Origin of the sequence: Dietzia sp. MNB45, from assembly GCF_051994785.1 — a bacterium.
Lineage (GTDB): Bacteria > Actinomycetota > Actinomycetes > Mycobacteriales > Mycobacteriaceae > Dietzia > Dietzia kunjamensis.
In genome coordinates, this window is sequence record NZ_CP163397.1 from 315,427 (window position 1) to 340,903 (window position 25,477).

12 protein-coding genes are annotated in these 25,477 nt (G+C 71.6%); 8 read left to right on the plus strand and 4 right to left on the minus strand.

What is annotated here, in order from left to right:
- Position 1: 1 nt before the first annotated feature.
- The 8 genes from AB5G72_RS01530 to AB5G72_RS01565 all read left to right on the plus strand — a co-directional run bounded on the left by AB5G72_RS01530 (position 2) and on the right by AB5G72_RS01565 (position 16,078).
- Complete coding sequence (locus tag AB5G72_RS01530) at positions 2-2,095, plus strand: arabinosyltransferase (protein WP_440220780.1); 2,094 nt, start codon at positions 2-4, stop codon at positions 2,093-2,095.
- Between the two features lie 196 nt (positions 2,096-2,291).
- Positions 2,292-3,416 carry an alpha/beta hydrolase gene (locus tag AB5G72_RS01535; protein ID WP_440220781.1) on the plus strand — a complete coding sequence of 375 codons (1,125 nt, stop codon included), beginning with the start codon at positions 2,292-2,294 and terminating at the stop codon, positions 3,414-3,416.
- Between the two features lie 240 nt (positions 3,417-3,656).
- Positions 3,657-5,615, plus strand: coding sequence for an alpha/beta hydrolase-fold protein (locus AB5G72_RS01540; RefSeq protein ID WP_440220782.1), 1,959 nt, complete (start codon positions 3,657-3,659; stop codon positions 5,613-5,615).
- Complete coding sequence (locus tag AB5G72_RS01545; protein ID WP_067714813.1) at positions 5,612-6,106, plus strand: DUF732 domain-containing protein; 495 nt, start codon at positions 5,612-5,614, stop codon at positions 6,104-6,106. Before AB5G72_RS01540 ends, AB5G72_RS01545 begins: the two co-directional genes overlap by 4 nt.
- A gap of 177 nt (positions 6,107-6,283) precedes the next feature.
- A complete protein-coding gene (locus AB5G72_RS01550) occupies positions 6,284-7,249 on the plus strand; it encodes a cutinase family protein (protein ID WP_440220783.1) in 966 nt (321 codons plus the stop codon).
- 174 nt (positions 7,250-7,423) lie between these two features.
- Positions 7,424-9,370: a long-chain-fatty-acid--AMP ligase FadD32 gene (fadD32, locus tag AB5G72_RS01555; RefSeq protein WP_067714808.1), complete on the plus strand. Its 1,947-nt coding sequence runs from the start codon at positions 7,424-7,426 to the stop codon at positions 9,368-9,370.
- A gap of 91 nt (positions 9,371-9,461) precedes the next feature.
- Entirely contained in the window at positions 9,462-14,528 is a 5,067-nt protein-coding gene (gene pks13 / locus AB5G72_RS01560) for a polyketide synthase Pks13 (RefSeq protein ID WP_440220784.1), read from the plus strand.
- Positions 14,525-16,078 carry an acyl-CoA carboxylase subunit beta gene (locus AB5G72_RS01565; protein ID WP_154829383.1) on the plus strand — a complete coding sequence of 518 codons (1,554 nt, stop codon included), beginning with the start codon at positions 14,525-14,527 and terminating at the stop codon, positions 16,076-16,078. Before pks13 ends, AB5G72_RS01565 begins: the two co-directional genes overlap by 4 nt.
- 27 nt (positions 16,079-16,105) lie before the next feature.
- On the opposite strand, the gene AB5G72_RS01570 is transcribed toward AB5G72_RS01565, so the two are convergent.
- From AB5G72_RS01570 to AB5G72_RS01585, 4 genes are all read right to left on the minus strand, one after another.
- Positions 16,106-16,633 (minus strand): copper chaperone PCu(A)C, encoded by a 528-nt coding sequence (locus AB5G72_RS01570; RefSeq protein WP_147368232.1) that lies wholly within the window; start codon positions 16,631-16,633, stop codon positions 16,106-16,108.
- 64 nt (positions 16,634-16,697) lie between these two features.
- A complete protein-coding gene (locus AB5G72_RS01575; RefSeq protein WP_440220785.1) occupies positions 16,698-20,063 on the minus strand; it encodes an arabinosyltransferase domain-containing protein in 3,366 nt (1,121 codons plus the stop codon).
- Between the two features lie 22 nt (positions 20,064-20,085).
- Positions 20,086-23,463, minus strand: coding sequence for an arabinosyltransferase domain-containing protein (locus AB5G72_RS01580; protein ID WP_185951036.1), 3,378 nt, complete (start codon positions 23,461-23,463; stop codon positions 20,086-20,088).
- Between the two features lie 67 nt (positions 23,464-23,530).
- Positions 23,531-25,477, minus strand: coding sequence for a galactan 5-O-arabinofuranosyltransferase (locus AB5G72_RS01585; protein ID WP_440220786.1), 1,947 nt, complete (start codon positions 25,475-25,477; stop codon positions 23,531-23,533).

Consider the following 25,477-nt stretch of genomic DNA (forward strand, 5'->3'; position numbering starts at 1 on the left):
GATGTCGCAGGTGACGGCGGCGCGCCGGTTCGTGCGCACCGGGACGGTCTTCTGGACCGGGGTCGTGGTGGTGGTGGCGGTCTTCTTCGCCGGCGCCTGGCAGCGCCGGTGGATCGCCGACGACGGCCTCATCGTCCTGCGCACCGTCCGCAACCTCATCGCCGGCAACGGCCCGGTGTTCAACGCGGGGGAGCGGGTCGAGTCCAACACCTCCACGCTGTGGACGTACCTCATCTACGGCGTCCACGAGATCGTCGGGTACCGGCTCGAACTGGTCGTTCTGGGCGTGGCGCTCACGCTGAGCATGCTCGCGGTGGTGTTCGCGATGCTGGGCACCCACGTGATGTACCGCGGCACCGGCCGCGCACCCGCCGGTGGGCCGATGGTGCTGCTGCCATTCGGCGTGCTGGTCTACGTGATGCTGCCCCCGGCCCGCGACTTCGCCACCTCGGGTCTCGAGACGGGCCTGGTCATCTGTTGGATCGGCGCCATGTGGCTGGGGTTGCAGCTGTGGGCGCGGGCGCCCCATCGTGAGGGCAGGTTCGGCCTGCCCACCCCGGGCACGGCCGCGATCGCCTTCCTCGCCGGGCTCGGCCCCCTGGTCCGCCCCGAGATGGCGCTGGCCGCAGCGGCGTTCCTGGCGCTGATGGCCGTCGCCCACCAGTCGTGGCGTCACCTCGGGTGGTTGGTGGTGATCGCCGGCACGGTCCCGGTGGTCTACCAGGTCTGGCGGATGTCGTTCTACGCACTGCCGTACCCGCTCACGGCCGTGGCCAAGGACGCCGGCGGGTCGAAGTGGGACAAGGGCGCCGAGTACCTGTGGAACCTGCTGTCGCCGTACGTCCTGCTGGTGCCGCTGGCCGCCGTGCTCGTCGCGGGACTGGTCGCCCTCTGGGCCCGCCTCGCCCCCCGCAGCGACAATCCGCTACTCCCGCTCCGGATCCGCTATCCGGATTCGGCTAGCGGATCCCGAGGGACGGTAGCGGATTCGCGGGGAGGCGACGGCGACGGCGGCGTCGGCGACGGCGGCGTCGGCGATGGTGGCGGCGACGGTGGGGGCGCCGACGACCACGACGACGACGAGGGCGGTCGCCTGCCGCGGCTGCGCCGCCGGGCCCGCTCCACCCCGGTCGTCACGATCGTGTTCCTCGTGGTGGCACTGGTGATGCTGCTCTACGTCATCCGCGTCGGCGGCGACTTCATGCACGGCCGCGTGCTGCTGCCGTCTCTGTTCCTCCTGCTCCTGCCGGTCTCGGTGGTGCCCCTCCCCGTCGGTCCCGCCAGCGGGTCCGCGGAGGCCTCGGTGCGCCGGGTGGCGGTCCCGGCGATCGCGGCCGCGTGGCTCGTCGTCGTCGGCTGGGCGGTGACCGTCCAGGTCACCGAGAACCCGTTCCGGGAGGAACCGGAGTCGATTACGTCGGCGGGGATCGTCGACGAGCGCCAGTTCTACATCCAGCGGACCGGGCACAGGCACCCGTTGCTCGCCGAGGACTATCTGGACTTCCCCCGGATGCGGGCCCTGGTGAACGACGTCACCCGGAACCGGACCGGCGCGGTATTCCTCCCGGTGCCGGGGTTCCAGGACCGGTGGGACGTGGTGTCCTACGACCGACCGATGCCCGGGTTGGCACCGTTCGAGCTGCCGGAGGAGCCCCTCAAGACGGTGGTGTTCCTCAACCTCGGCATGACCAGCATGAACCTGCCGCTCGACGTGGACGTCTACGACACCGTCGGGCTCGCCTCGCCGCTGGCCGCGCACACGGACCGTATGGAGGACGGCCGGATCGGGCACGACAAGTTCCTGCCGTACGACTGGGTGCTCGCGCGCACCGGAGTCGTGGAGGACCCGGTCAACTTCCCGCGGTGGATCGACGTCAACTGGGTGAACCAGGCCGAGGTCGCGCTCCAGTGTCCCGCCACGCAGGCACTCATCGAGTCCTACACGGCCCCGTTGACCCTCGAGAGGCGTTGGTCCAACGTGGTGAATGCATTCTCATACGCCGAGTACAGGATCAACAGAATCCCTGCGTACGAGGTCCAGAGGTGCGGGCTGCCGATGCCGGAGGAAGTGGAGAAGTATCAGGGCACTCGGTAGTGTTGCGCACGCTGTTGTCTCGAAACGGTAACAGTCGGGGGTCGAAATGGTCCCCGACCTGTAACACCTGCCCCAAAGTGCGCGACAGTATCGATGAACTCGATGTCGCAGTTCCGGTCCTCCCCCTGGTGGGGCCGGTCCGATGAACGTCACCGATGCCCTCCCGGGCACCAGGAACGAACAAAGGAACACACGAATGTCCCATTCCACCCTCCGGCGCAGGTTCGCCGCCGGGCTCACCGCACTGGCGACGGCCGCAGGGCTCGTCGTCGGCGCCCCGGCCCTGGCCGGTGCCCAGGCGACCGAGCAGGGCTCGTCGGCCAGCCTCGGGTCCGCGGGCTCGGCTGCCGCGCCGCCCGCCGCCCCCGCGTTCCGGCCGGCCGGTGGTGACGAGAACCCGGTGGGTTTCCGTAACTGGCTGCGTCCCGGCTGCCAGTGGGACCCGGTCGCCTCCTGGGTCCAGCTGTGCAACGTCTACTCGCCGGCCATGAAGCGGGACATCAAGGTCCAGGTCCAGCCGGCCCGCTTCGGCGGCAACGCCGGTCTGTACCTGCTCGACGGGCTGCGCGCCCGTGACGACTGGAACGCGTGGACCCACGACGCCCAGGCCCAGCGCATCTTCCTGCAGGACAACATCACCCTGGTCATGCCCGTCGGCGGCCAGGTGTCCTTCTACTCCGACTGGGAGCGGCCCATCAACCTGGGCGGCAAGCTGCTCGAGTACAAGTACGAGACGTTCCTGACCGAGGAGCTCCCCGGCTACCTGCAGGCCCACTTCGGCGTGGCCCCGAACAACAACGCCGTCGCAGGCCTGTCGATGGGCGGCTCCGCGGCCGCGACGCTCGCCGCCAAGCACCCCGACCAGTTCAAGCAGGTCTCGGTGTTCTCCGGCTACATGAACCCCACGGCCCCGGGCATGTACACCATGATCCCGCTGGCGATGTTCGACCAGTGCAAGTGCGACCCGTTCGCCATGTGGGGTCTGCCGGGCTCGCCGAAGTGGGGCGAGCACGACCCGCTGCTCAACGCCGCCAAGCTGCGCGACATCCCGATGTACGTGACCGCCGGGTCCGCCATCCCGGGCCGGTACGACCAGCCCTCCAGCCTGCAGTCCGTGTTCAACACGTTCAACGGCATCATCCTCGAGGGCCTGTCCCGCGGCTCGACGCTGGCGTTCCAGAACACCATGAACGCCGCGCCGAACAAGGCCACGTTCGAGTACCGCACCACCGGCATCCACGGCTGGGGTTACTGGAACGACGACCTCATCGCGGCCCGCTCGGCGCAGATCCTCGACGTGATGGACGCCCACGCGTGGTGATCGCGCAGAGTTAGCCGACGAATCGGACTCCCGTCAGCGAGTCCTCACCCGTCACACCGGGGCCCCGCGCGTAGATTCTCGTGCGGGGCCCCGGTCGCATCTGACCACCGGGTTCGGCCGCGGGAGGGGAACCCGCGGGCGCACCACGGACCCGGGCTCCGGATACATGTGGCGCGGGTCGTTCTGACGCGCGCCCACTAACTATTCGGCGAGACGACGCGGCAAGGAAGAGAACAACACATGGCGACCCCCAGCTCAGACGCGAGCCCCCGGCACCGGTGGGCGTCCCTCCTCGCGGCTCCCCTCGTGGCGTCCGTGGTGGGTTCCGGTCTCGTCCTCCCGCCCGTCGCGGCGGCACAGGAGACGCCGTCCCGGCCGACCCCGGGGCAGACGAGCCCGGCGGAGAGCCCGGCGCGGTCGACCCCCGCGGAGAGTCCCGCCACTGCGCCCGAGGCGCCGACCCTGCGCGTGCCGTCGACGCCGCCGTCCGGTGTCCGGCTCGACAAGGTCGAGTGGAAGTCCGCCAACCGGGTGGCACTCTGGGTCCGGTCACCGGCCATGGAGCAGGCGATCCAGGTGCAGCTCATGCTCCCGGCCCAGTGGAACGCCGACCCCGAGCGCACCTACCCGTCCCTGCTCCTGCTCGACGGGCTGCGGGCCCGCGACGACGCGAGCGGCTGGACGCTCGAGACCAAGATCTCGCAGTTCTTCGACGCCAAGAACGCCGTCATCGTCCTGCCGATCGGTGGAGAGTCGAGCTTCTACACGGACTGGGTCTCCGACGCCAAGGGCTCGGCGTACCAGTGGGAGACGTTCCTCATGCAGGAACTGCCGCCGCTGCTGGCCCGCGACTGGCGGGTGGGTGACAAGCACGGCGTCGCCGGACTGTCCATGGGCGGAACGGCCGCGATGATGCTGGCCCAGCGTTACCCGGATCACTTCGACTTCGCCGCCAGCTACTCGGGCTTCCTCGACACCACCAGCTTCGGGATGCCCGAGGCGGTCAAGGTGGCGATGCAGGACGCCGGCGGCTACCCGGCCGAGAGCATGTGGGGCCCGCTCGGGTCCCGGCGCTGGCAGGAACAGGACCCGAAGCTCCACACCGAGAAGATGCGCGGGCAGAGCGTCTACGTCTCCGCCGGCAGCGGCAACACCGGGCCCTGGGACCAGCCGTCCGGCCTGCCGGACATCCCGACCAACTTCCCCGGCTACGGCCTCGAGCTGCTCTCGCGGATGACCACGCAGACCTTCGTCAACCGGGCCCGCGCCGCCGGGGTCGAGGTCACCGCCAATTTCCGCCCGTCCGGCACGCACACCTGGCCGTACTGGCAGTTCGAGATGACCCAGGCATGGCCGCAGTTCGCGACGGCGGTGGGGATCGAGAACGTCGAGAAGCCGTGCGCGGCGAGTGGCGACATCGCACGCCTCGCCGAGCGGCAGCCCGGCCTGGGGCCGTGCCTGACCGGCGAGTACGACGTCCGCGGCGGCAAGGCCACCGACTTCCGCTTCGGCCGCGCCTTCTGGTCGCAGGGGACCGGGGCCCACTCGGTCCTCGGCGCGATCGGCGCGGCCTACCAGGCCGAAGGCGGCCCCGACGGGGTGCTCGGGCTGCCGACCTCGGGCGAGACCACCACCCCGGACGGCCGCGGCCGGTTCTCCACCTTCCAGAACGGCGTCATCTACTGGTCGCCCAACACCGGGTCGCACGCCGTCCGCGGTGGCATCCGGGCGATGTGGCAGGAGCGCGGCGCCGAGCGCGGCGAGCTCGGGTACCCGACCACAGACGAGATCACCAACCCCAACAAGCCGGGTGTCGTCCAGGGCTTCCAGGGCGGGACCGTCTACTGGTCCGAGGAGACGGGCCCGAAGGTCGTCGAGGGCAAGATCCTCGAGACCTATCGCGAGGCCGGCGCCGAGAACTCCGAGCTGGGTTACCCGACCACCGACGAGATCGCCCTGAGCACCCGGGACGGCGCGTTCAGCCGGTTCCAGGGCGGGTACATCTACTGGTCCCCGCGCACCGGGGCCCACGTGATCCCCCGTGGGCCGGTGTTCGACGCCTGGGGCACGGTCGACTACGAACGCGGGCGGCTCGGCTACCCGACCGGCCCGCTGCGCACCACGCGGGACGGTCAGGAGATGGAGTTCGAGGGCGGCCGCATCACCGTGAGCGGTGGCCGGGCGGAGATCTCGTCGTGAGAACCCGGTTGGCGACGCTGACCGCCGCGCTGCTCGTCGGCGGTGGGATGCTCACCGCCTGCGGCGGAGGGGACTCGACGGTCTCCGGCGTGCCCGACTCCGAGACGTTGGCCCCGCCCCCGGGCGGCAGCGGATCACCCGGGGTGTCGCGCGTTCCCGCGACGGAGGATTCCGGCCGCTATACGGAGGCGCCCGCACCCGTCGATCCGGACGCCTCCGGGTACACCGCCCCGGCCGTCGGCGCGCGGGAGCGCGGGTATCTCGCGGCGCTGGAGAGCGAGGGCATCGACACCGCGGACCTCTCCGACTCGCTCGTCGCCGCCGGCAACACCATCTGCCGCATCCGGACGACCGGGGGCGCCGCCGACGAGACGACGACGATCGCCGATGCGGTCGCCGGTCAGATCTCGGCGGGCGGGTACTCGGATCGCGAGGTCGACGAGCTCTCCCGCGTCGTGGTGGACGCCTCGGCGGGCCAGCTCTGTCCGTAGTCCGACGAATGCACACAGCGCCGCGGCGCCCGGTCCGGCAGGACCCGGCCCGCGTCGCCCCGGGGTGAGACGGGACACCCTTCGGGTGCTCCCGGAACCCGCAGCGCCACCGGGGCGTTGACCGGTCGTCGGCCACCCGTCCCAGTCGAGCGGGGAGGCCGGGAAGGAGTTCGTATCGTGGCTCGCGGAATGCGTCGTGGGAGAGGCCGTCGTCTCGGGTGCTCGTTGGGGGCACTCGTGCTGGTGGTCCTGCTGGTGCTGGGCATCGGATGGTGGATCGGGAATCGTGGGCTGCCCACGGGTCCCGACGGGCCCCTGCCCGGCCCGGGGGAGCCGGAGCTGACCCAGCCCGCGGACTGTCCGGACGTGGAGATGGTCGCCGTGCCGGGGACCTGGGAGAGCAGCCCCACCGACGACCCGTACAACCCGGGTTTCCTACCCAACGCCCTGCTGAGGACGATCACCGACCCGCTGAGCGAGCAATACCCGAACGACCGGCTCGAGGTGTTCACCGTTCCCTACGTGGCCCAGTTCAGGAACCCGCAGGCGCCCAACGAGATCCCCTACGACCAGAGCCGGGCGGAGGGCACCGAGCGGGCCCGCGCCGAGCTCGCCGCCACGCACGAACGGTGCCCGTACACGTCGTTCGTCCTCTTGGGCTTCTCCCAGGGTGCGGTGATCGCGGGTGACCTCACCAGCGAGATCGGTACGGGCAACGGGCCGGTGCCCGCCGACCTGGTCCGGGGATCGGTCCTCATCGCCGACGGCCGCCGCGTGCCGGGCCAGGGGCAGTCGCCGGGGTTGTCCCCCGGAAACGGGCAGGGGATGGAGATCTCCCTGCAGCCGGCCACCGGACTCACCCAGCTCATCGCCGGCGCCACCATGACCGGGCCCCGCCCGGGTGGGTTCGGCGAACTCGGCGACAGGACCGCCCAGATCTGCGACTCCCGTGACCTGATCTGCAACGCCCCGCTCAACGTGGTGGACGGCGCCGCCCGGTTCCAGGAGTTCGTCGCCAACAACGCGATCCACGCCATGTACGCGACCAATCCGGACGTGATCGAGGGGACGACGGTCCCGGAGTGGACGATCGGGCACGTGCGTGAGCTCGTCGACGCCGCCCCGGAGATCGCCCACGGGTGACCCGTCCACGCCTCCCGAGGGCTCGGCCTGCGACACGCCTGACGAGCCGGATGATTCGGAGTTCGGATGCGCTCTGGGGCACGCTGTAGGATCGACCAAGCTTGTCGTCAGTGCACCCGGCATTTCCGTGGTCGACGACGTCGACCAACGTAAGACGGATCGGAACGGAGCAACGTGGAGTTCGAGCAGTACCACGACGCCGGTGGGGCGATCGTCATCCCTGATCGCACCACCCTTGTCGACTTCGTCGAAGCCAATGTCTCCGCCGCCCGCGAGGATCCTGCCGAGGACGGGCTGATCTACCGCTACATCGACTACTCGTCCTCCCGTGACGGCGAGGTGCACGAACTCTCGTGGTCGCAGTTCGGTGACCGGCTCTACGCCATCGCCGCCCGCCTCCAGCAGGTCGCGAAGCCGGGGGACCGGGTCGCGATCCTCGCGCCGCAGGGACTCGACTACATCGTGTCGTTCTTCGCGGCCATCCACGCCGGGCTCATCGCGGTGCCCCTGTTCGACCCGGACGAGCCCGGTCACCACGACCGCCTCCACGCGGTCCTGGCGGACTGCGCGCCCGCGGTCATCCTCACCTCCACCGAATCTGCGGCCGGGGTCCGGACGTTGTTCCGCTCCCTGCCGGCGCGCGAGCGTCCGCGCACCGTCGCCGTCGACGCCATCCCCGCGGAGCTCGGCTCGGGGTGGACCAGACCGGATCTCGGCGCCGACGACATCGCCTACCTGCAGTACACCTCCGGCTCGACCCGCGTGCCGGCCGGTGTGGAGATCACCCACCGCAACGTGGTCACCAACGTCATGCAGCTGTTCGACGGGCTCGGGCTGACCCGCGCGTCGCGCGGGGTCACCTGGCTGCCGCTGTTCCACGACATGGGCCTGCTGACGGTGATCCTGCCCGCGATGGGCGGGGCCACCATCACGGTGATGAGCCCCCGCGCGTTCGTGCAACGCCCGGGTCGCTGGGTCTCGCAGCTGGGCGCGATGTCGGACGGCGACGGCGTGTTCGCGGCCGCGCCCAACTTCGCGTTCGAGCACGCCGCCCGCCGGGGGCTGCCGAGGGACGGCGAGACCCTCGACCTGTCCGGCGTGACCAGCATCATCAACGGCTCGGAGCCGGTCACCCCGGCCTCCATGCGTGCCTTCAACGAGGCCTTCGCGCCCTACGGGCTCGCACCGACCGTCATCAAGCCGTCCTACGGGATGGCCGAGGCGACCCTGTTCGTCTCCTCGCCGCGCCGCGACGACGAGGCGATCGTCATCCACGTGGACCGGTCGGACCTCAACAAGGGCGTCATGACCGTCCTCGACCCGGCGCAGGTGGAGGGCAACGAGGACGCGATCCCGCAGGTCGCCTGTGGGTACGTCGCACCGAGCCAGTGGGCCACCATCGTCGAGGCGAACATCGACGAGGCCACGGGTGAGCACGACGGCACCGGGCGGGAGCTGCCCGAGGGGCGCGTCGGCGAGATCTGGCTGTACGGCACCAACGTCGGTCGCGCCTACTGGGGGCGCCCCGAGGAGTCGGACGCCACCTTCGGCAACCGGCTCGTCGAGTGCCTCGAGGAGGGGTCCCGCACGGTCCGGGAGTTCGGGACCGTGCCCTCCGACGCGCGATGGCTGCGCACCGGCGACTACGGCGCCTACGTGGACGGTCAGCTGTACATCACCGGCCGCGTCAAGGACCTGGTGATCGTCGCCGGCCGCAACCACTACCCGCAGGACCTCGAGAACACGGCGCAGGGCGCCTCCGATGCGCTGCGCCCCGGATTCGTCGCCGCGTTCTCGGTGCCGGCCAACCAGCTGCCGATGGAGGCGCGTAACGGCGCGGAGATCGCCGCCGATGACTCCTCGGAGACGCTCGTCGTGGTCGGCGAGCGCGCACCCGGCGCCGGCAAGGCCGACCCGGGCCCCATCGCGGACGCGGTCCGCACGGCGATCTCGGCTCGTCACGGCGTCACCGCCCAGGACGTGCTGCTGGTCCCCGCCGGATCCATCCCCCGCACGTCCAGCGGCAAGATCGCGCGGCGCGCGTGCAAGGCGGCCTACGTGGACGGCACCCTGCGCGGGGGCCATCAGCAGACCGCCTTCCCGGACCTGCCGGCGCAGTAGCGTCCGCCCGGCCGGGCCGGTTCAAGCACCACGGGTGCCCCGCCGCGACGGGACACACCGGACGACACCCGAGGAAAGGCGAGCCAGGACGATGGCACAGAGCGAGATGACGGTAGTAGAGCTCCGCGAATGGATGCGGGGCTGGGTCTGCCGGGCCACCGGGCTCGACATCTCCAAGGTCACCGACGACCGCTCGCTGGAGGAGTACGGGCTGTCGTCCCGCGACGCCGTGTCCCTGTCCGCGGATCTCGAGGACCTCGTCGGTCGGCCGCTCGACGCGACCGTCGCCTACCAGCACCCCACCATCGCCTCGCTGGCCGAGTACGTCGTCAACGGACCGGTCGAATCCGAGGCGCCCACCGATTTCCACACGTTCCGTGACCGCGGCGCGGGCATGGAGTTCGACGTGGCCGTGATCGGGTTCGCCACCCGCTTCCCCGGCGGCGCCGACACCCCGGAGGCGACCTGGGAGCTACTCGCCTCCGGTCGGGACGCCACCACCCCCCGCCCGGCGACCCGCTGGTCCGAGTGGTCCGGCGACGCCTACGTCCAGCAGGTGCTGTCCGAGGCGCCCGATCGTGGCGGCTGGCTCGACGACGCCGAGGTCCGCGACTTCGACGCCGAGTTCTTCGGCATGAGCCCCCGCGAGGCCGAGATGGTCGACCCGCAGCAGCGGCTCGCACTCGAGCTCACCTGGGAGGCCCTGGAGAACGCCCACCTGCCGGCCAGTGACCTCAAGGGCCACGAGGTCGGCGTCTTCATGGGATCGTCCTCCAGCGACTACCAGGTGTTCCTCACCTCGGACTCCGCTGCGGCCTCCCCGTACGCGGTCACCGGCGCCTCCAACTCGATCATCTCGAACCGGGTCTCGTACACGTTCGACTTCCGCGGCCCGTCCATGACGTTGGACACCGCCTGCTCGACGTCCCTGGTGGCGATCCACGAGGCCGTCAACTCGCTGCGACTGCACGAATCGGACCTGGTCGTCGCCGGCGGTGTCAACATGATGCTCGCGCCCGCCGCGACCATGGGCTTCGCCAAGACCGGTGCCGCGCTCAGCCCCGACGGGCGGATCAAGGCGTTCTCGTCCGATGCCAACGGCATCTGCCGGTCGGAGGGCGGGGGAGTGTTCATCCTGAAGCGCCTGTCGGAGGCCGAACGGGACGGCAACGACATCCTCGCCGTCATCAAGGGGTCCGCCGTGAACTCGGACGGTCGCTCCAACGGTATGACCGCACCCAACCCCGACGCCCAGGTCGCCGTCCTGCGCCAGGCGTACGCCGACGCCGGCGTCGACCCGCGCGAGGTCGACTACATCGAGGCGCACGGCACCGGCACCATCCTCGGGGACCCCATCGAGGCCACCGCCCTGGGCCAGGTGCTCGGCCGCGGCCGCGAGGCCGACCGCCCCACGCTGCTCGGTTCGGCCAAGACCAACTTCGGCCACATGGAGTCCGCCGCCGGCGCCGCCGGCCTCGCCAAGATCATCCTCGGGATGACCAACGACGCCCTGCCGCCGACGATCAACTTCGCGGGCCCCAACCCGTACATCGACTTCGACGCCGCGCGACTGAGCGTGGTCACCGAGACCACCGGGTGGCCGCGCTACAGCGGGCGCGCCCTGGCCGGCATCTCCGGGTTCGGGTTCGGTGGCACCAACGCGCACGTCGTGGTGGCCGAGTACCAGCCGGCGCCGGTGCGCGCGCCGGAGGAGACCACGGTCGAGGACTCCGTCTCCGACGTCCGGGCCGGCGAGGTCGCCACCCCTGACGCCCCTGCCGCCGAAGCCCAGGCCCCCGAGGCCCCGGCCGCCGCGACCCCGGCCGCCGCGGACGACATCGCACGCTGCGTGGCCGAGGCCGTGGAGCGCAACGCCGACGAGCTGGCCACCACCGGCACCTCCGTGCCCGGCGCCCCCGCGACCGTGCTCGTCGTCTCCGGTTCCCTGCCGTCGCGCCGCAAGTCCACGGCCGGTCAGATCGCGGACTGGCTCGAGGCGCAGGACGACTCGGTCGACCTGGGCGCCGTCGCCCGCACCCTCGCCACCCGCAACCACGGTCGCTCCCGCGGCGCCGTCGTGGGCCACACCCGCGACGAGCTCGTGGCGGGCCTGCGCGCGCTGGCCGCCGGCGACCCCGGGCCGGGCGTGTTCAGCGCCGACGCCCCCGCCGGCACCGGTGACGTGTGGGTGTTCTCCGGCTTCGGGTCCCAGCACCGCAAGATGGCCAAGGAGCTGTACCTGTCCAACCCGCTGTTCGCCTCGTGCCTGGACGCGGTGGACGAGCTCATCGACTTCGAGGCCGGCTACCGGATCGCGGAGTTGATCCTCGATGACTCACAGACGTACGAGCTGGAGAACTCCCAGGTCGGGATCTTCGCCATCCAGGTGGCACTGGTCGACACCCTGCGCGCGCTCGGAGCCAAGCCCGAGGCCGTGATCGGGCATTCGATGGGCGAGGTGGCCGCCGCGTACGCGACCGGAGGCCTCGGCCTCGAGGACGCCGTCCGCGTGATCTGCGTGCGCTCGCGTCTCATGGGCGACGCCGAGGGGCAGGTCTCGGAGGAGGAGGCCGGCGCGATGGCGCTGGTCGAGTACTCGGCCGAGGAGATCGCGCAGATCATCGCCGACAACCCGCAGTTCGCCTCCATCGAGCCCGCCGTCTACGCCGCGCCCACCCACACCACGGTCGGCGGCCGTGCCAAGCCCGTCGCCGACTTCGTCGCGTGGGTCGAGGAGCAGGGCAAGTTCGCCCGCCAGCTGCAGGTCCGCGGCGCCGGGCACACCTCGGACGTGGACATGCTCCTGGGCGAGCTGGCCGCGGAGATCGCGGGTCTCGAGCCGCGCGAGCTCACCTCCGGCCTGTTCTCCTCGGTCGATCGCGAGACCTTCTACCGCGCCGGTCACGAGCCGGTCCACGCGGAGGAGTACTGGGTCAAGGGCATGCGGCACTCCGTGTGGTTCACCCACGCCGTGCGCAAGGCCGTCGAGGCCGGGTACGTCACGTTCCTCGAGCTCGCGCCCAACCCGGTGGCGGCGATGTCGGTGGCCGCGACCTGCTTCGACGCGGGGCTCATGGAGCCGAACCTCCTCCACACGCTCAAGCGCAAGGAGTCCGAGGCCGACACACTCCTGCACGCCGTCGCGCAGCTGTACGTGCACGGTCACACCATCGACGTGCCCAGCGTCGTGGAGATGATCCACGGCTACGTCACGGGCCCCGGCCGGTACGCGCCGGTGCCGGGGACTGCGTGGAAGCGCCGCACCCTGTGGCCCAAGGTCACCGCCGGGGGCGGGTCGGGCGAGGGCCGGATGCCGGGCTCGCACGTCGCGCTGCCCGACGGTCGACACGCGTGGCAGGTCCGTGCCGAGGTGGTGCCCAGCGTCGACGCGCTGATGACCGCCGCCGCGGCGTCGGTGCTCGAGGGCGCGAGCCTCACCGCCGTGAACCGGCCCGGCGTGCTGCCGGCCGCCGGTTCCGTGACCACCACCATGACCCCGCACCCGGGTGGCGCGTCGGTGCAGGTCCACGCCCGCGCCGGCGACGCCACCGCGGCGTTCGTGTTGGTCGCCGAGTGCGCCGTGACCGGCGGCGCCCCCATCGCCCCGGACTCCGCGCCCGAGCAGCACTACGTGTCGAGCGAGTCCGACGCGCCGGTGGTCGACGACGAGGACGACGACGACGAGGTCGACACCCGCTGGAACCCCGACTCCGGCGAAGCGATCGGTGACCGCCTGGCCCGGATCATCGGCTCCTCGATGGGATACAGCCCCGACGACCTGCCGAGGGAGCTACCGCTGCTCGATCTCGGCCTGGATTCGCTCATGGCGGTGCGGATCAAGAACCGTGTCGAGCACGAGTTCGCCATCCCGCCGCTCGAGTTGCAGGCGATGCGCGACGCGTCGCTCGACGATGTCGCGGACATGGTGCGGTTCGCCGTCGAGAACCCGGATCAGGTCGGCGACCTGGCGGCCCAGCAGGCCCGCGGTGAGGGCGCCGTCGACGTGGCCGCGCTGCGCGGCGACGCGCCGGCGTCCGAGGAGGGCTCCGGCGGCGATGACGCCGCGGTCGCCATCGCGCCCCGCGACGACACCGAGCGCATGGCGTTCGGCGCCTGGGCCGTGGTCACCGGCGCCGCGGCGCCCGGCGTGACGGGCCCGCTGCCCCCGGTCGACGAGCCGACCCGGGTCGCTCTCGCCGAGCGGCTCTCCGCCCGTTCGGGTGGCGATATCACCGCCGCACAGGTCGCCGGTGCCACGACGATCGCCGAAGTCGCGGACCTGCTCCGGCCGTTCACCGAGGTCGCGGTGGAGGGCAACATCCGCGTGCTGGCCGAGGGGTCGAGCGAGGCCACCCCGCTGTTCCTCTTCCACGCCGCCGGCGGGTCGTCGTTCGTCTACGAGCCGTTGGTCGACCGACTCGGCGCGGACACCCCGGTGTACGGCGTCGAGCGCGTCGAGGGGCCGCTGGAGGAGCGGGCCGCGAGCTACCTGGACCGCATCCGCGAGATCGCGGCCGGCCGCCCGCTCGCCGTGGGGGGCTGGTCCTTCGGCGGCGCGCTGGCCGTGGAGGTGGCCCGGCAACTGCGGGCCGCTGGCGACGAGGTCGCGCTGGTGGTCCTGCTGGACACCGTGCAGCCGTCGGAGCCGATCCCGGACACCCTCGACGAGGCCGAGGCCCGGTGGCGTCGGTACTCGGAGTTCGCCAAGCGCACCTACGGGTTGGACGTGGAGGTCCCGCGGGACTTCCTGGCCGAGCACGGTGAGGACGGCGTGTTGGACATGCTGCTCGGGGCGCTGGGTGCCGAGGCCAATGCCATGGGCGGCGGTGTCATCGAGCACCAGCGGGCCAGCTTCGTCGACAACCGGATCCTGCAGAGCGCGGACCTGTCCACCTGGGCCGGTGTCGGCGCCGAGGTGCCGTTCGTGTTGTACCGCGCGGAGCGGATGCACGACGGGGCGATCGAGCTCGAGCCCCGCTACGCACACATCGACCCGGACGGCGGCTGGGCCCGCATCGTCGGTGACCTGGAGGTCGTCCAGCTCGACGGGGACCACCTCGCGATGGTCGACGAACCGGTGGTCGGTACCGTCGGTAAGCATCTGGCGCGTCGGCTCACCGAGCTCGACGCGGGTGTACGGAAGGGGACAGACGCGTGACGGCGAAGACCACCGCGGAGAAGCTCGCGGAACTGCGGGTCAAGACCGAGCAGGCCAAGGACCCGGGCAGCGAGCGGGCGAAGGCCCGCCGCGACGCCGCGGGGCACACCCCGCCGCGGGAGCGGATCGCACTACTGCTCGACGCGGGCAGTTTCGTGGAGATGGGCCAGCTGGCCAAGGCGCCCGGTAGCCCGGACAACCCGTTCGGTGACGGCGTGGTCACCGGCCGCGGCACCATCGACGGTCGCCCGGTGGCCGTGTACGCGCACGACAACACGGTGTTCGGCGGGTCGGTAGGGGAGGGCTTCGGCAAGAAGGTCTGCGCGATCATGGACTTCGCGATCAAGATCGGGTGCCCCATCATCGGCATCAACGACTCCGGTGGTGCCCGTGTCCAGGACGCCGTGACCTCGCTGGCCTACTACTCCGAGATCTCCAAGCGCCAGTACCCGGCGTCGGGCTACGTCCCCCAGATCTCGATCATGCTGGGCAAGTGCGCCGGCGGCGCCGTCTACGCTCCCGTCACCACCGACTTCGTCGTGGCTGTCCAGGACCAGGCGTACATGTTCGTCACCGGCCCGGACGTCATCAAGCAGGTCACGGGCGAGGAGATCTCCATGGAGGATCTCGGTTCGGCCCTGCAGCAGGCCAAGAACGGCAACGTCAACCACGTGGCCGTGAGCGAGAACGACGCGTTCATGTACGTGCGCAACCTGCTGAGCTTTCTGCCGTCCTCGGCGGCGGAGAAGGCCCCCCGGATCAACCCGGGGCTCGAGCCGGTGCGCACCGAGTCGGATCTGCACCTCGACACAATCATCCCGGACTCGGACAACGCCGCGTACGACATGCACGATGTGCTGCTGCGGATGTTCGACGACGGCGAGTTCGTGGAGACCTCCGGCCAGTTCGCGTCCAACATCATCACGGGATTCGCCCGTGTCGACGGTGAGTCCGTCGGCGTCATCGCCAACCAGCCGCTTCACCTGTCCGGTTCGCTGGACATCGACGCCTCGGAGAAGGCGACGCGGCACATGATGCTGTGTGACGCCTACTCGATCCCGCTGGTCTACGTGGTGGACACCCCCGGCTATCTCCCGGGCGTCCAGCAGGAGAAACTCGGCATCATCCACCGCGGCGCCAAGATGGGATACGCCGTGGCCGCGACCTCGGTGCCCAAGGTGACCTTCGTGGTGCGCAAGGCCTACGGCGGCGCGTACGCCGTGATGGGGTCCAAGAACCTGGGTGGCGACCTCAACTTCGCCTGGCCCACCGCGCGCATCGCGGTGATGGGTGCCGAGGGCGCGGTCGACCTGCTGCAGCGTCGGCAGATCGAGGAGGCGGGCCCCGAGGAGGGTCCCAAGCTCCGCAAGCAGCTCATCGACATGTACAACGAGTTCATCGCGACCCCGTACACCGCCGCCGAGCGCGGGTACATCGACGCCGTGATCGAGCCGTCGCAGACCCGCCTGGTGCTGCGCGGTGCGCTGAACCAGCTGCGGGACAAGATCAGCAACGAGCCGCCGCGTAAGCACCCCATCGCGCCCATGTGACCGCCGCGGGCGGGGTCGACTGGGCGGCTACTCGGACTGGTTCGGACAGGCGTCGACGGCCACCTGGAGGGTGATGTCCCCCGCCCGCTCGAAGGTGAAGGTGACCGGGATCGACTTCCCCGGCTCGGCGCTGTCGTCGAGACCGAACATGAAGGACCTGAACGGTCGGTCGGGTGCGTCGGCGTCCTCGACGTTCTCCACCGGTTGACCGGCGGCGATCGACGACTCGGGGGCGATCTCGAGGGCACCCGCGGGGGCGTCGATCTCGACCCGCTCCGCGGCGGGGCTGGTGATCTCCGAGAGAGTCTCCGCCTCGGTGGAGCTGTCGTTGACCGCGGTGAAGCTCAGCTGAGCGGGTGCGTCCACCTGCAGCGAACAGTCGATCGCGTAGGCGGGTGCGATGAAGACGTTCTCGACCGAGGTCTGACCGTCCGTCTCTCCTCCGCCGCGGTTGGTCGAATCCGGTTCCGGGTCGTCGGACGAGCATGCGGTCGACACCCCGAGGGCGAGGACCATCGCGGCCGAAGCGGCGTACCGGGTCATTGAGATGCTCATGGCCGACACGGTACCCACGGTGGGCGTGTCGGCACACCACATTCTCCCGGTACCGCGGTGCGGCCTACTCCGGGTCGGTCACCAGGATCGGCCCCTCGGGCTGCCACCAGCCCCAACGGGTCTCGTTCCCGGTGGTCACCTCCGCGGGCGCCGGCGGGTCCTCCTGATAGGTGCCCAGCGGCGTGTACGCCTCGATCGAACCCCAGTCACGGTTCCAGTCGTGGCGCAGGTACGACGGGATCGTCCGGGCACGCTGGGCGGTCTCGATCCACCCGAGCGGCCCACCGGCCTCGTAGGACATCCACGTACTGGTGGCGCTCACGGCGAGCGGACGGTCGGGCAGGATCCGGAACTCCGGCAACTCCGCCACACCCGCGTAGTGCTCGAACGGCCGCTGGCACGGGAACTGCAGGCTCACCGCCCAGTCGAGCAGGACGGGCGACTCCGACCCGACCATCTCCTGGACCGTCACGAGCTCGGGTGCGCGCGGCGGGGTGATGGCGGTCCACTGTTCGGGGGTGAGGTCGTTGTCGTCGACCCGGACCCGCATGACATCGGCGTCGGCGGGGGCGTCCTGCATGTCCACACGCAGGTTGCGCCACGTCGGCGCGGGACCGATGTCGAACGGCACCACCGGCTCGCCCACCGTGTCGACCCCGGCGTCGCCGGACCGGCCGAACTCGACCACGACCTCCTGGCCGTACTCGTAGAGCCCGTCGGCGTCGTACCGGCCGATCCGGCCGGCCGCCGAGATCACCAGGAGCGGGTGTGACTCGCGGTTCTCGGGCAGGCGGTACCAGCCGGTCTCCAGGCTCGCCTCACGCTGCGGGCCCACGAAGAACGACCCGAGGACCGGGGTGGTGGCGGGGTCGAGCCCGAACGGCAGGGCCACCGTGGACTCGTTCACGCCCTCCGCCCCGCGGCCGCCGGCCGTGCCGGCGCTCTCCCCGGTGCTTACCGACGGGCCGCCGCCGGGCTCGGAGGTGGTGTTGGCGGCGCCGGGGTCGGCCACCACCGCGTCGGCCGACAGGTCCGGGGCGACACCGTCCGGGGTGAACGCGGTGTTCTCCCCGGCCTCGATGGCGGCGGCCCGGTCCCGCGGGTCGATCGACCCGTCGGGCAGGGGGGTGGCGTCGAGCGGGTCCAGCATGCCGGCGTTCGCGTCGGGCTCGACCAGGACGCGGTCGGCGAGCATGCAGGGGTTGCCTGCGAGCGCGGACACGTTCCCGGCGGCGATGGTGTAGGCCGGGTACTGCTTGTGGATCCCCTTGGCGAACGAGGCGAACGAGAAGACCACCAGCAGTCCCGCGACCACCGCGATGGGGGCGGCGGCGAAGGTCCGCACCCGGCGACGACCCGCCGAGGTGCGGGGCGCGTGCTCACCGGTGTAGTCACGGCGGAGGTGCTGCCAGCCGGCGAAGGCGAACGTGAGCACGGCCAGGGCGAGCAGCACGGTGGCGGCGTCGATGCCGCGGACGCTGGGTGCCTTGTCCCACCACGGGATGCCGTAACTGGAGACGTACCACCAACCGTTGGGGCCTGCGAAGGCGAGCGCGACCACCACGAGGATGACGCCCAGGAACAACGTGCGGTTGCGGGCCGTCCGGACGGCGGACGCGGAGATCGCGAGGGCGCCCAACGCGGCGATCGCCCCGCCGATGCCGGCGTACACACCGAAGTGGTGGGTCCACTTGGTGGGCGAGAACATCATGAAGAAGGCGGTGCCCACGACCACGCCGACCAGGCGCCAGACCGGTCCCGAGGCTGCGCCGGGCACCCTGCCGCGGCGCAGCATGGTGCCGATCACCAGCGCCAGGCACAGCAGCACGAGCAGGACCGGCAGGCGGCGGGCGAGGGACCCGTCCACCGTGGGGATCATCAGGTAGTAGTAGCGGACGAATTCCTCGAACCAGTTGAGGTTGGGGCCGATCTCGCCGCGGACGCGGATGGCCTCGAGGACGGCGGCGAGGTTCTGGACGCCGAAGACGACGATGAGCACCATGGTGCCGGAGGCCAGCACCGGGGCGATCAGGGCGAGGTACGAGCCGATCCGGCGGCCGCGCACGACCACGGTGCGGACGACCGCCCGCAGCCCCATGATGAGGGCGGCGACGGCCATGAGGCCGGTGGGGCCGGTGGCCAGTGAGAACGAGGCGATGATCACCGCGATCGCGAACGGGAGCATCCGGCGCGTGGCTATCGCCCGTTCGACGGAGACCCAGGTGAGCAGGGCCCCCAGCGCGATGACGGGCTCGGGCCGCAGGCCGTTGTTGAACGCCATCCAGAACGCGAGGAACACGGCGGCGGCGCTCCAGAGCACCACCGGGGTGGTGCGGGCGGCCCGGCCGAGGCGGGGCAGCACCTCGCGGCTGATGACCAGCCAGCAGAGGATGGCCGCGACGAGCGCGGGCAGGCGCATCCACGGGCTGGCGGTGGAGACCTGTGCGAACAGCGTGAGCAGGTCGTAGTAGGGAGAACCGAAGGGCGACTCGGGGACCCCGTACCAGCGGTAGTAGTTGGCCATGTACCCGGCCGGGTCGGCGGCGCGGGCCATCGTGAGGATGTAGCCGTCGTCGGAGGTGTTGCCGCCGATGAAGTGCCAGATGCCGAGTGTGCCGATCACGACGACGTCGGGCGGCCGGATCTTGAACCAGCCGCGCGGCAGGAAGCGGCGGGCGCGCCGGCCGTCGGTCTGGTCGAGTGCGTGCAGGGCCCACAGGGCGACCGCGGTGGCCAGCAGGCCGATCACGATGGCGGCCCACTTGAGGGCGGTGGGGTCGGTGGTGAACCGGGAGTCGACCTCCACGGTGGCGCCGAGACCGTCGGGCACGGCTGTGTCCGAGGGCAGGTCGGTGTAGACGCCCACCACCATCGGGCGCAGGTCCTCGGCGTCCACCCTGCGGGTGGACGCGGGATCGTCCATCCCCTCGAACGCCGCCTCCACGTAGGTGGGGGCCGCGACCACGCTGAGCCGGGTGCAGTCGCCGGCCTCCACGCGGTCTCGCGGTGCGGAGACGATCACCCGGTTGCGCGAGATCACGTCGACCGTCTCGGCGGAGGCGCGCACGAACAGTGCGCGGTCGCCGGCCTCCTCGCCGCCGGCGGGCGCGGTGGCGAGCAGGATGCCCCCGTCCGCCGGGAGATCCGCGACCAGGGTGCACGGTGCGGTGGCGGTGAACCGCTGCGGCGAGTGCGCCATGAGCGGGGAGGTGACCGAGTCGACGGACCCGTTCTGCGGCCACTGCACGGTCGAGGTCGTCTGCTCGACCGGCAGGAACGGCAGGGAGAGGAAGCACAGGGTCCCCAGGAGCCCGCTGACTATCGAGATGAGACGGAGTCGCTTGACGCGGGAGTCGGCGGCGACCGAGCCGGCCACCGGGCCGGTGGCCGGGGCGGTTTCCGGGGACGGGGCCGGCGAGGAGTCTGACACGACGACCGATTCTAGGCGACGATCACTTCATCGGACCCGGCGTGGTCCAGCCCCACCGCAACTCGCTGCCGCGGACCAGTTCGGCCGGACTCGCCTGCGGGTCCAGAGGTTCGAACCGCTGGAGCGAACCCCAGTCCCTCGACCAGTCGTGGTCGAGGTAGGTGGGGACCGTGATCGCCTCGACCGTCTGGGTGGTCCACAGCAGGGGTCCGCCGCCGCCGGCGCTCTGCCACCAGTTCGCGGCGGAGGAGGATTCCCGGTCGGCGAGGATGCGGTATCGGGGGATCTCCGCCACGCCACCGTTGTGCACGAACGGTCGCTGGCACGGGAACGCCAGTGCCACCACCCAGTCGACGAGCACCGGGTCGGTGTGGCCGACGACCTCGTCGAGGGTGCGCAGGCGCGGGTTCCGTGGTGGGGTCACAGCGAGCCACTGGTCGGGATCGAGGTTGCCGTCGGTGGCGACCACGCGGACGACCTCGGCCTCGGCGGGGATCGACTCGAGCGGGATGCGCAGGTTGCGCCAGGCGGGGGCCGGCCCGATGTCGATGGGGGACATGGACCCCATGACCTCGAAATCGGTGGGTCCGGCGGGGCCGACCCGGCCGGGGCGTCCGTACTCGATCCGCAGGTCGCCGCTCCCGATCCGGCCGGCGGCGGCCATGACGAGTAGCGGCCGGTTGGGGCTGCGGGCGGGGAGTTGGTACCAGGCGCTGGTGAGTTCGGCGGCGACCTGCGGCCCGCGCCGGTACGAGCCGAGGACGGGAGTGGTGTCCGGGTCGAGGCCGAAGGGCAGGGCCACGGTGGAGCCGTTGACGGTCACGGCGCCGCGGCCACCGGTGGTGCCGGCGTCCACGCCGTCGCCGGGGTCGCGCTCACCGGTCTCGGACGTCGCCAGGGAGCCGGAGGCCTCGGTGCTGTCGACGGTGATGGAGTCCGGCAGACCGTTGGGGGCGAAGCCGTTGACCACGCCGGCTCCGAGGGAGATCTCCGGCCCGGCCCCGATGGCGCCGAGCAGGCCGTCGTTGGAGTCCTCCTCGACCAGCACCGAGTCGGCCAGTGCGCAGGGTTCGCCGGCCAGGGCGCGCATGTTGCCGCGCCCGACCGTGTAGGCCGGGGTCTGGGCGAACACGGCGATGACCGCGGAGGACAGTTCGAAGATCACCACGGAGAACGCGACGACCGTCAGCGGGGCGCCGCCGATCCCGGCGCGGCGGCGCGGGCGGGCCGTGTCCCCGGAGCCGCCGTCCCGCCGTCGCGACGCGGGGGTGTCGGCGTGCGTGCGCAGGAAGGGCACCGCCTGTCTGATGCGGACGCGGAGGGCGGCGCCGGGGTCGTCGGGCAGGATCCCGGAGTGGATGAGCCCGGCGATGAGCAGACACACGAATCCGCCGACGAACGCGACGTACTGGATCTGCACCCCGCCGATCGCGGGGAAGGAGTCCGAGAAGGGGATGCCGTAGTCGGAGACGTACCACCAGGTGTTGTCGGTGGCGGTGGAGAGTCCGACGACGAGGCACAGCGCCGCCCACACCAGCCAGCGGTTCCGGCTCAGCGACACCGTCGAGGAGCGCAGCGCGATCACGGCCAGCACCGCCAGCGCCCCCGCCAGTCCGGCGAACACCCCGAAGTGGTGGGTCCACTTGGTGGGCGTGAACACCAGGAACAGCAACGATCCCGCGATCACGCCGATCAGCCGGCGGGACGGCCCCGCGGCAGCGCCGGGGATCCGCCCACGCCGCAGCATCACGGCCGAGACGAGCACGAGGCACATGAGCATGAGCAGGACGGGGAAGCGTCGGGCGACCCCGCCGTCGGCGGAGACCCCGAACAGTGCCTCCCAGCGTTCCTTCTCCCCGTACCAGGGCAGACTCGGACCGAGCTCGGTGCGGATGCGGGTGGCCTCGAGGACCGCGGCCAGGGTCTGGTCGGCGAACACGGTGTAGAGCAGTGCGAGGCCCACCGCCAGCACGGGTCCGAGGATCGCCGCCCATCCGACCACCTGCGCGCGGCGGCGCACCATGCGGACGAACTCGCGTGCGCCGGCGGCCAGCGCCGCCACGCACATCAGCCCGGTCGGGCCGGCACCGAGGGAGAACGCGGCCACACCGATCGCCGCGACGCCCGGCACGAGGCGGCGGGTGGCGATGGACCGCTCCACCAGCGACCAGGTGAGCAGGGCGCCCAGCGCGATCACGGGCTCGGGCCGCAGCCCGTTGTTGAACGCCATCCAGAACGCGAGGAACAGGGCGGCCCCCGTCCAGCGCGGGCCGCGCCAGGTGCGCGCGAGTCGACCCAACCGGGGCACGACCTCCCGACTGATGATGAGCCACGCGAGGATGCCGCACACCAGGGTGGGCAGGCGCATCCAGGGACTGGCCGTGGACACCTCGGCGAACACCCGCAGGATCTCGTAGTACCACCCCACCGGGGACTCGGGGGAGCCGAGCCAGCGGTAGTAGTTGGCCATGTATCCGCTGGGCCCGGCGGAGCGGGCCATGGTCAGCAGGTAGCCGTCGTCGGAGGTGTTGGCGCCCACGAGGTGCCAGAAACCCAGGACGCCGATCACCACGCCGTCGACCCCGGACAGTCGCGACCAGGACCGGGGCACGAACCGTCGACCCGAGCGGCCGTCGATGCCGTCGAGGCGGTGCAGGAACACCACGGACGCGAGGGTGGCAAGGACGCCGATCACCATCAGCACCAGCTTGAGCAGTGTGGGGCTGGACGAGTAGCGGGAGTCGACGGTCACCTCCACCGTCGACTCACCGAGCCCGTCGGGTGCGGTCGCGGCCGTGAGGTCGGTGAAGACGCCGGTGACCTGCGGCCGCATGCTTCCGGGCACGGCGGCGCGCACGGCGTCGTCGGCGTCGTCGGGGGCCCGTTCGAGGCCGGTGAACTCGGCGGTGAGGATCCCGGTCTCGGCGCGCACGTGCAGCGTCTCGCACGCGGGGTCGCGCAGGGTCGACAACGGCACGGACAGCAGCGTGATGTTGCGGACCGCGACCTCGATGACGGGATCGCCCGCGGCGTCCCGGACGCGTTGGACGACCAGCCCTTCAGAGATCCGCCCGGGGGCGTCCTGCGGGAGGGTCGAGAACACGATCGTGTTCTCCGGAACCTGTGCCAGCGGCGCGCAGGGGGCGGTGATCGTCAGGTCGAGCGGCCGCCCGGAGACCAGGGGCGCGGTGACCGGGGCGTAGTCGGGCCCGGCCGTCCACTGCACACGGGTGGTGTCCTGGTTGACCGGCAGTATCCCGGCGAGGACGGCGAGGAACGCACCGAGGAACCCGGCGATGATCGCCCACCGGCGGTGGCGGTCCATTCCGGGATAGGGGTGCAGTCCGAGGGGACGCTCGCGGTCGGTGTCGCGCACCTCGTCGTCGTCACCCCCTGGCACGGTCCCTGCTCCCGGGTCGTCACCGGACCCGCGGCCGTCACCCGCTCCCCGCGTCGTCACCACGTGATCACCGCACCACGATCACGGCGAACGGGCCCACGTCGTGGACCTCGAAGTGGGGGCCCTCGACGGCCTCGGCGGGGATGGTGACGCCGAATCGTCGCACGTTGGGGTCGTTGGGGTAGGTGTCCTCGGCCAGGCGCAGTGCGTATCCGTCGCCCGACCGGCGGGTGACGATCGCGTCGGGGCCGCGCCACGGGGTCTCGTCCATCATGGCGCGCAGCTCGGCGCCGCTGGTGGCGTCCTCCCACCGGAGCATGGCCTCGTTGCGGTCGGCGTACCGCCCCAGGGGGTTGGCGTAGTGGGAGGTTACGGCCTGGTAGGCCAGGTACGGGTGGTAGGCGAGGAAGGCATCGGCGGTGCTGACGACGACGATGTCGGTCCGCCTGCGGCCGGGGAACGCCTCCCGGATGGTCTCGTCGACCTCGGCGTAGTGGGACTCGGGCCCGGGTGGGTAGCGGTCCGCCCGCTCTCCGTGACCGTCGGTGTCGGTGTAGGCCAGCCGGATCTCCTCGTGCAGGTGATCGGGGATGCCCTGAGCGTGGGCGAGTGCGGCCAGTGAGGCCAGGACCCCCACCACCGCGGTGGCCCGGCGACGCCGGTCGGCCGCCTCCGCAGCGGGCCGGTCGGTGCCGTTCTGGCGCCCGGCGAGGCGCACGGCGAGGCCGGCGACATCGGTGATCGCGAAGACGCCCGCCACCACGAGCAGACCGATGAGCACCGGTTCGAGGCGGAAACCGAGCATGGTGGTGCCCAGGACGGTGATCGCCATCGAGGCCAGGCACCACAGGTAGACGGCCACCACGCCCAGGCCCAGCGCCTGAGCGCGGCGCGAGGTCCACGCTCGGGCGACGATCCAGACCAGACCGGCCAGACACACCCAGCCCGTGAGGCCGCCGGCGGTCATGGGCAGCGGCAGGCGGGCGCCGGCGTCGGGCAGGTAGTGCATCGCCGTCCCGGAGTCGGCCGGGGTTCCGCGCAGGGCGGCGAGCAGATAGGGCGCCCACACGATGAGCGCGATCGCGATGGAGCCGAACCCGATCGCCGCGAGCCGGGCCGCGGGCAGCCAGAGCGGGAAGGGCCCGCAGCCGGCACGGCGATGCGCGACCGCGGCGCCGACGGTCGCGACCAGCGCCATGAGCACGACGGTGCCCGCCGCCAGGCCCGTGTAGAGCGTGTACATGCTGGCCGAGACGCCCAGGAACAGGGTGGTGGCCAGGGCCGCGCCGCGACCGGCGTGCCGCGCCGTGGGGTTGACGGCGTGCCACGCGAGGATGAGCACCGGCGGGAGGAACAGCGCCACGATCGCGCCGTAGGGCTCGGGGCTGCCGTAGGCGAGCATGATCGAGGTCGAGGCCAGTCCCACCGCCGCCCCGAGGTCGGTGCGCAACAGGCGGGTCCACAGCACGGTGACCAGCGCCGCGGCGATCGCGAGCGAGAGGATGGACCACGGCTTGTACGCCGCCCAGCCCTCGAGGCCGACGAGGTTGGCGAACCGCCCGCCCAGCCAGAACCAGCCGGACGGGTAGAACGAGGGCAGGTCGGCGTACGCCATGTCGGGCAGGCCGAGCGAGGTCGCCGAGCGACCGAGGAACTGGGTGCGGAACTCCTGGTCCACGCTCACGCCGTGCAGGTACAACCGCGATGCGGCGAGCGGGATCCCCAGCGTGGCGGCGACCAGCAACGCCGAGCCGGTGGGGGCCGCGAGCTTACCCAGACGGACCAGCGCGGACCGACCGCCCGGCTGCTCGCCGGCGCGTGCGGACAGTATCCCCAGCACCACCAGCGCGATGGCGGCGACCTGACCGACGACCGTCAGCGCCCGCAGGACGTTGGAGTTGCCGTAGGCGGGGAAGGAGACGAGGGAGAACCCGGCGAGGACGACCGCGGTGACGACGGCGGCCAGCAGCGTCGCCGCGCCGGCCAGGCCGAGCCCCCGGAGCGCCACCGGCAT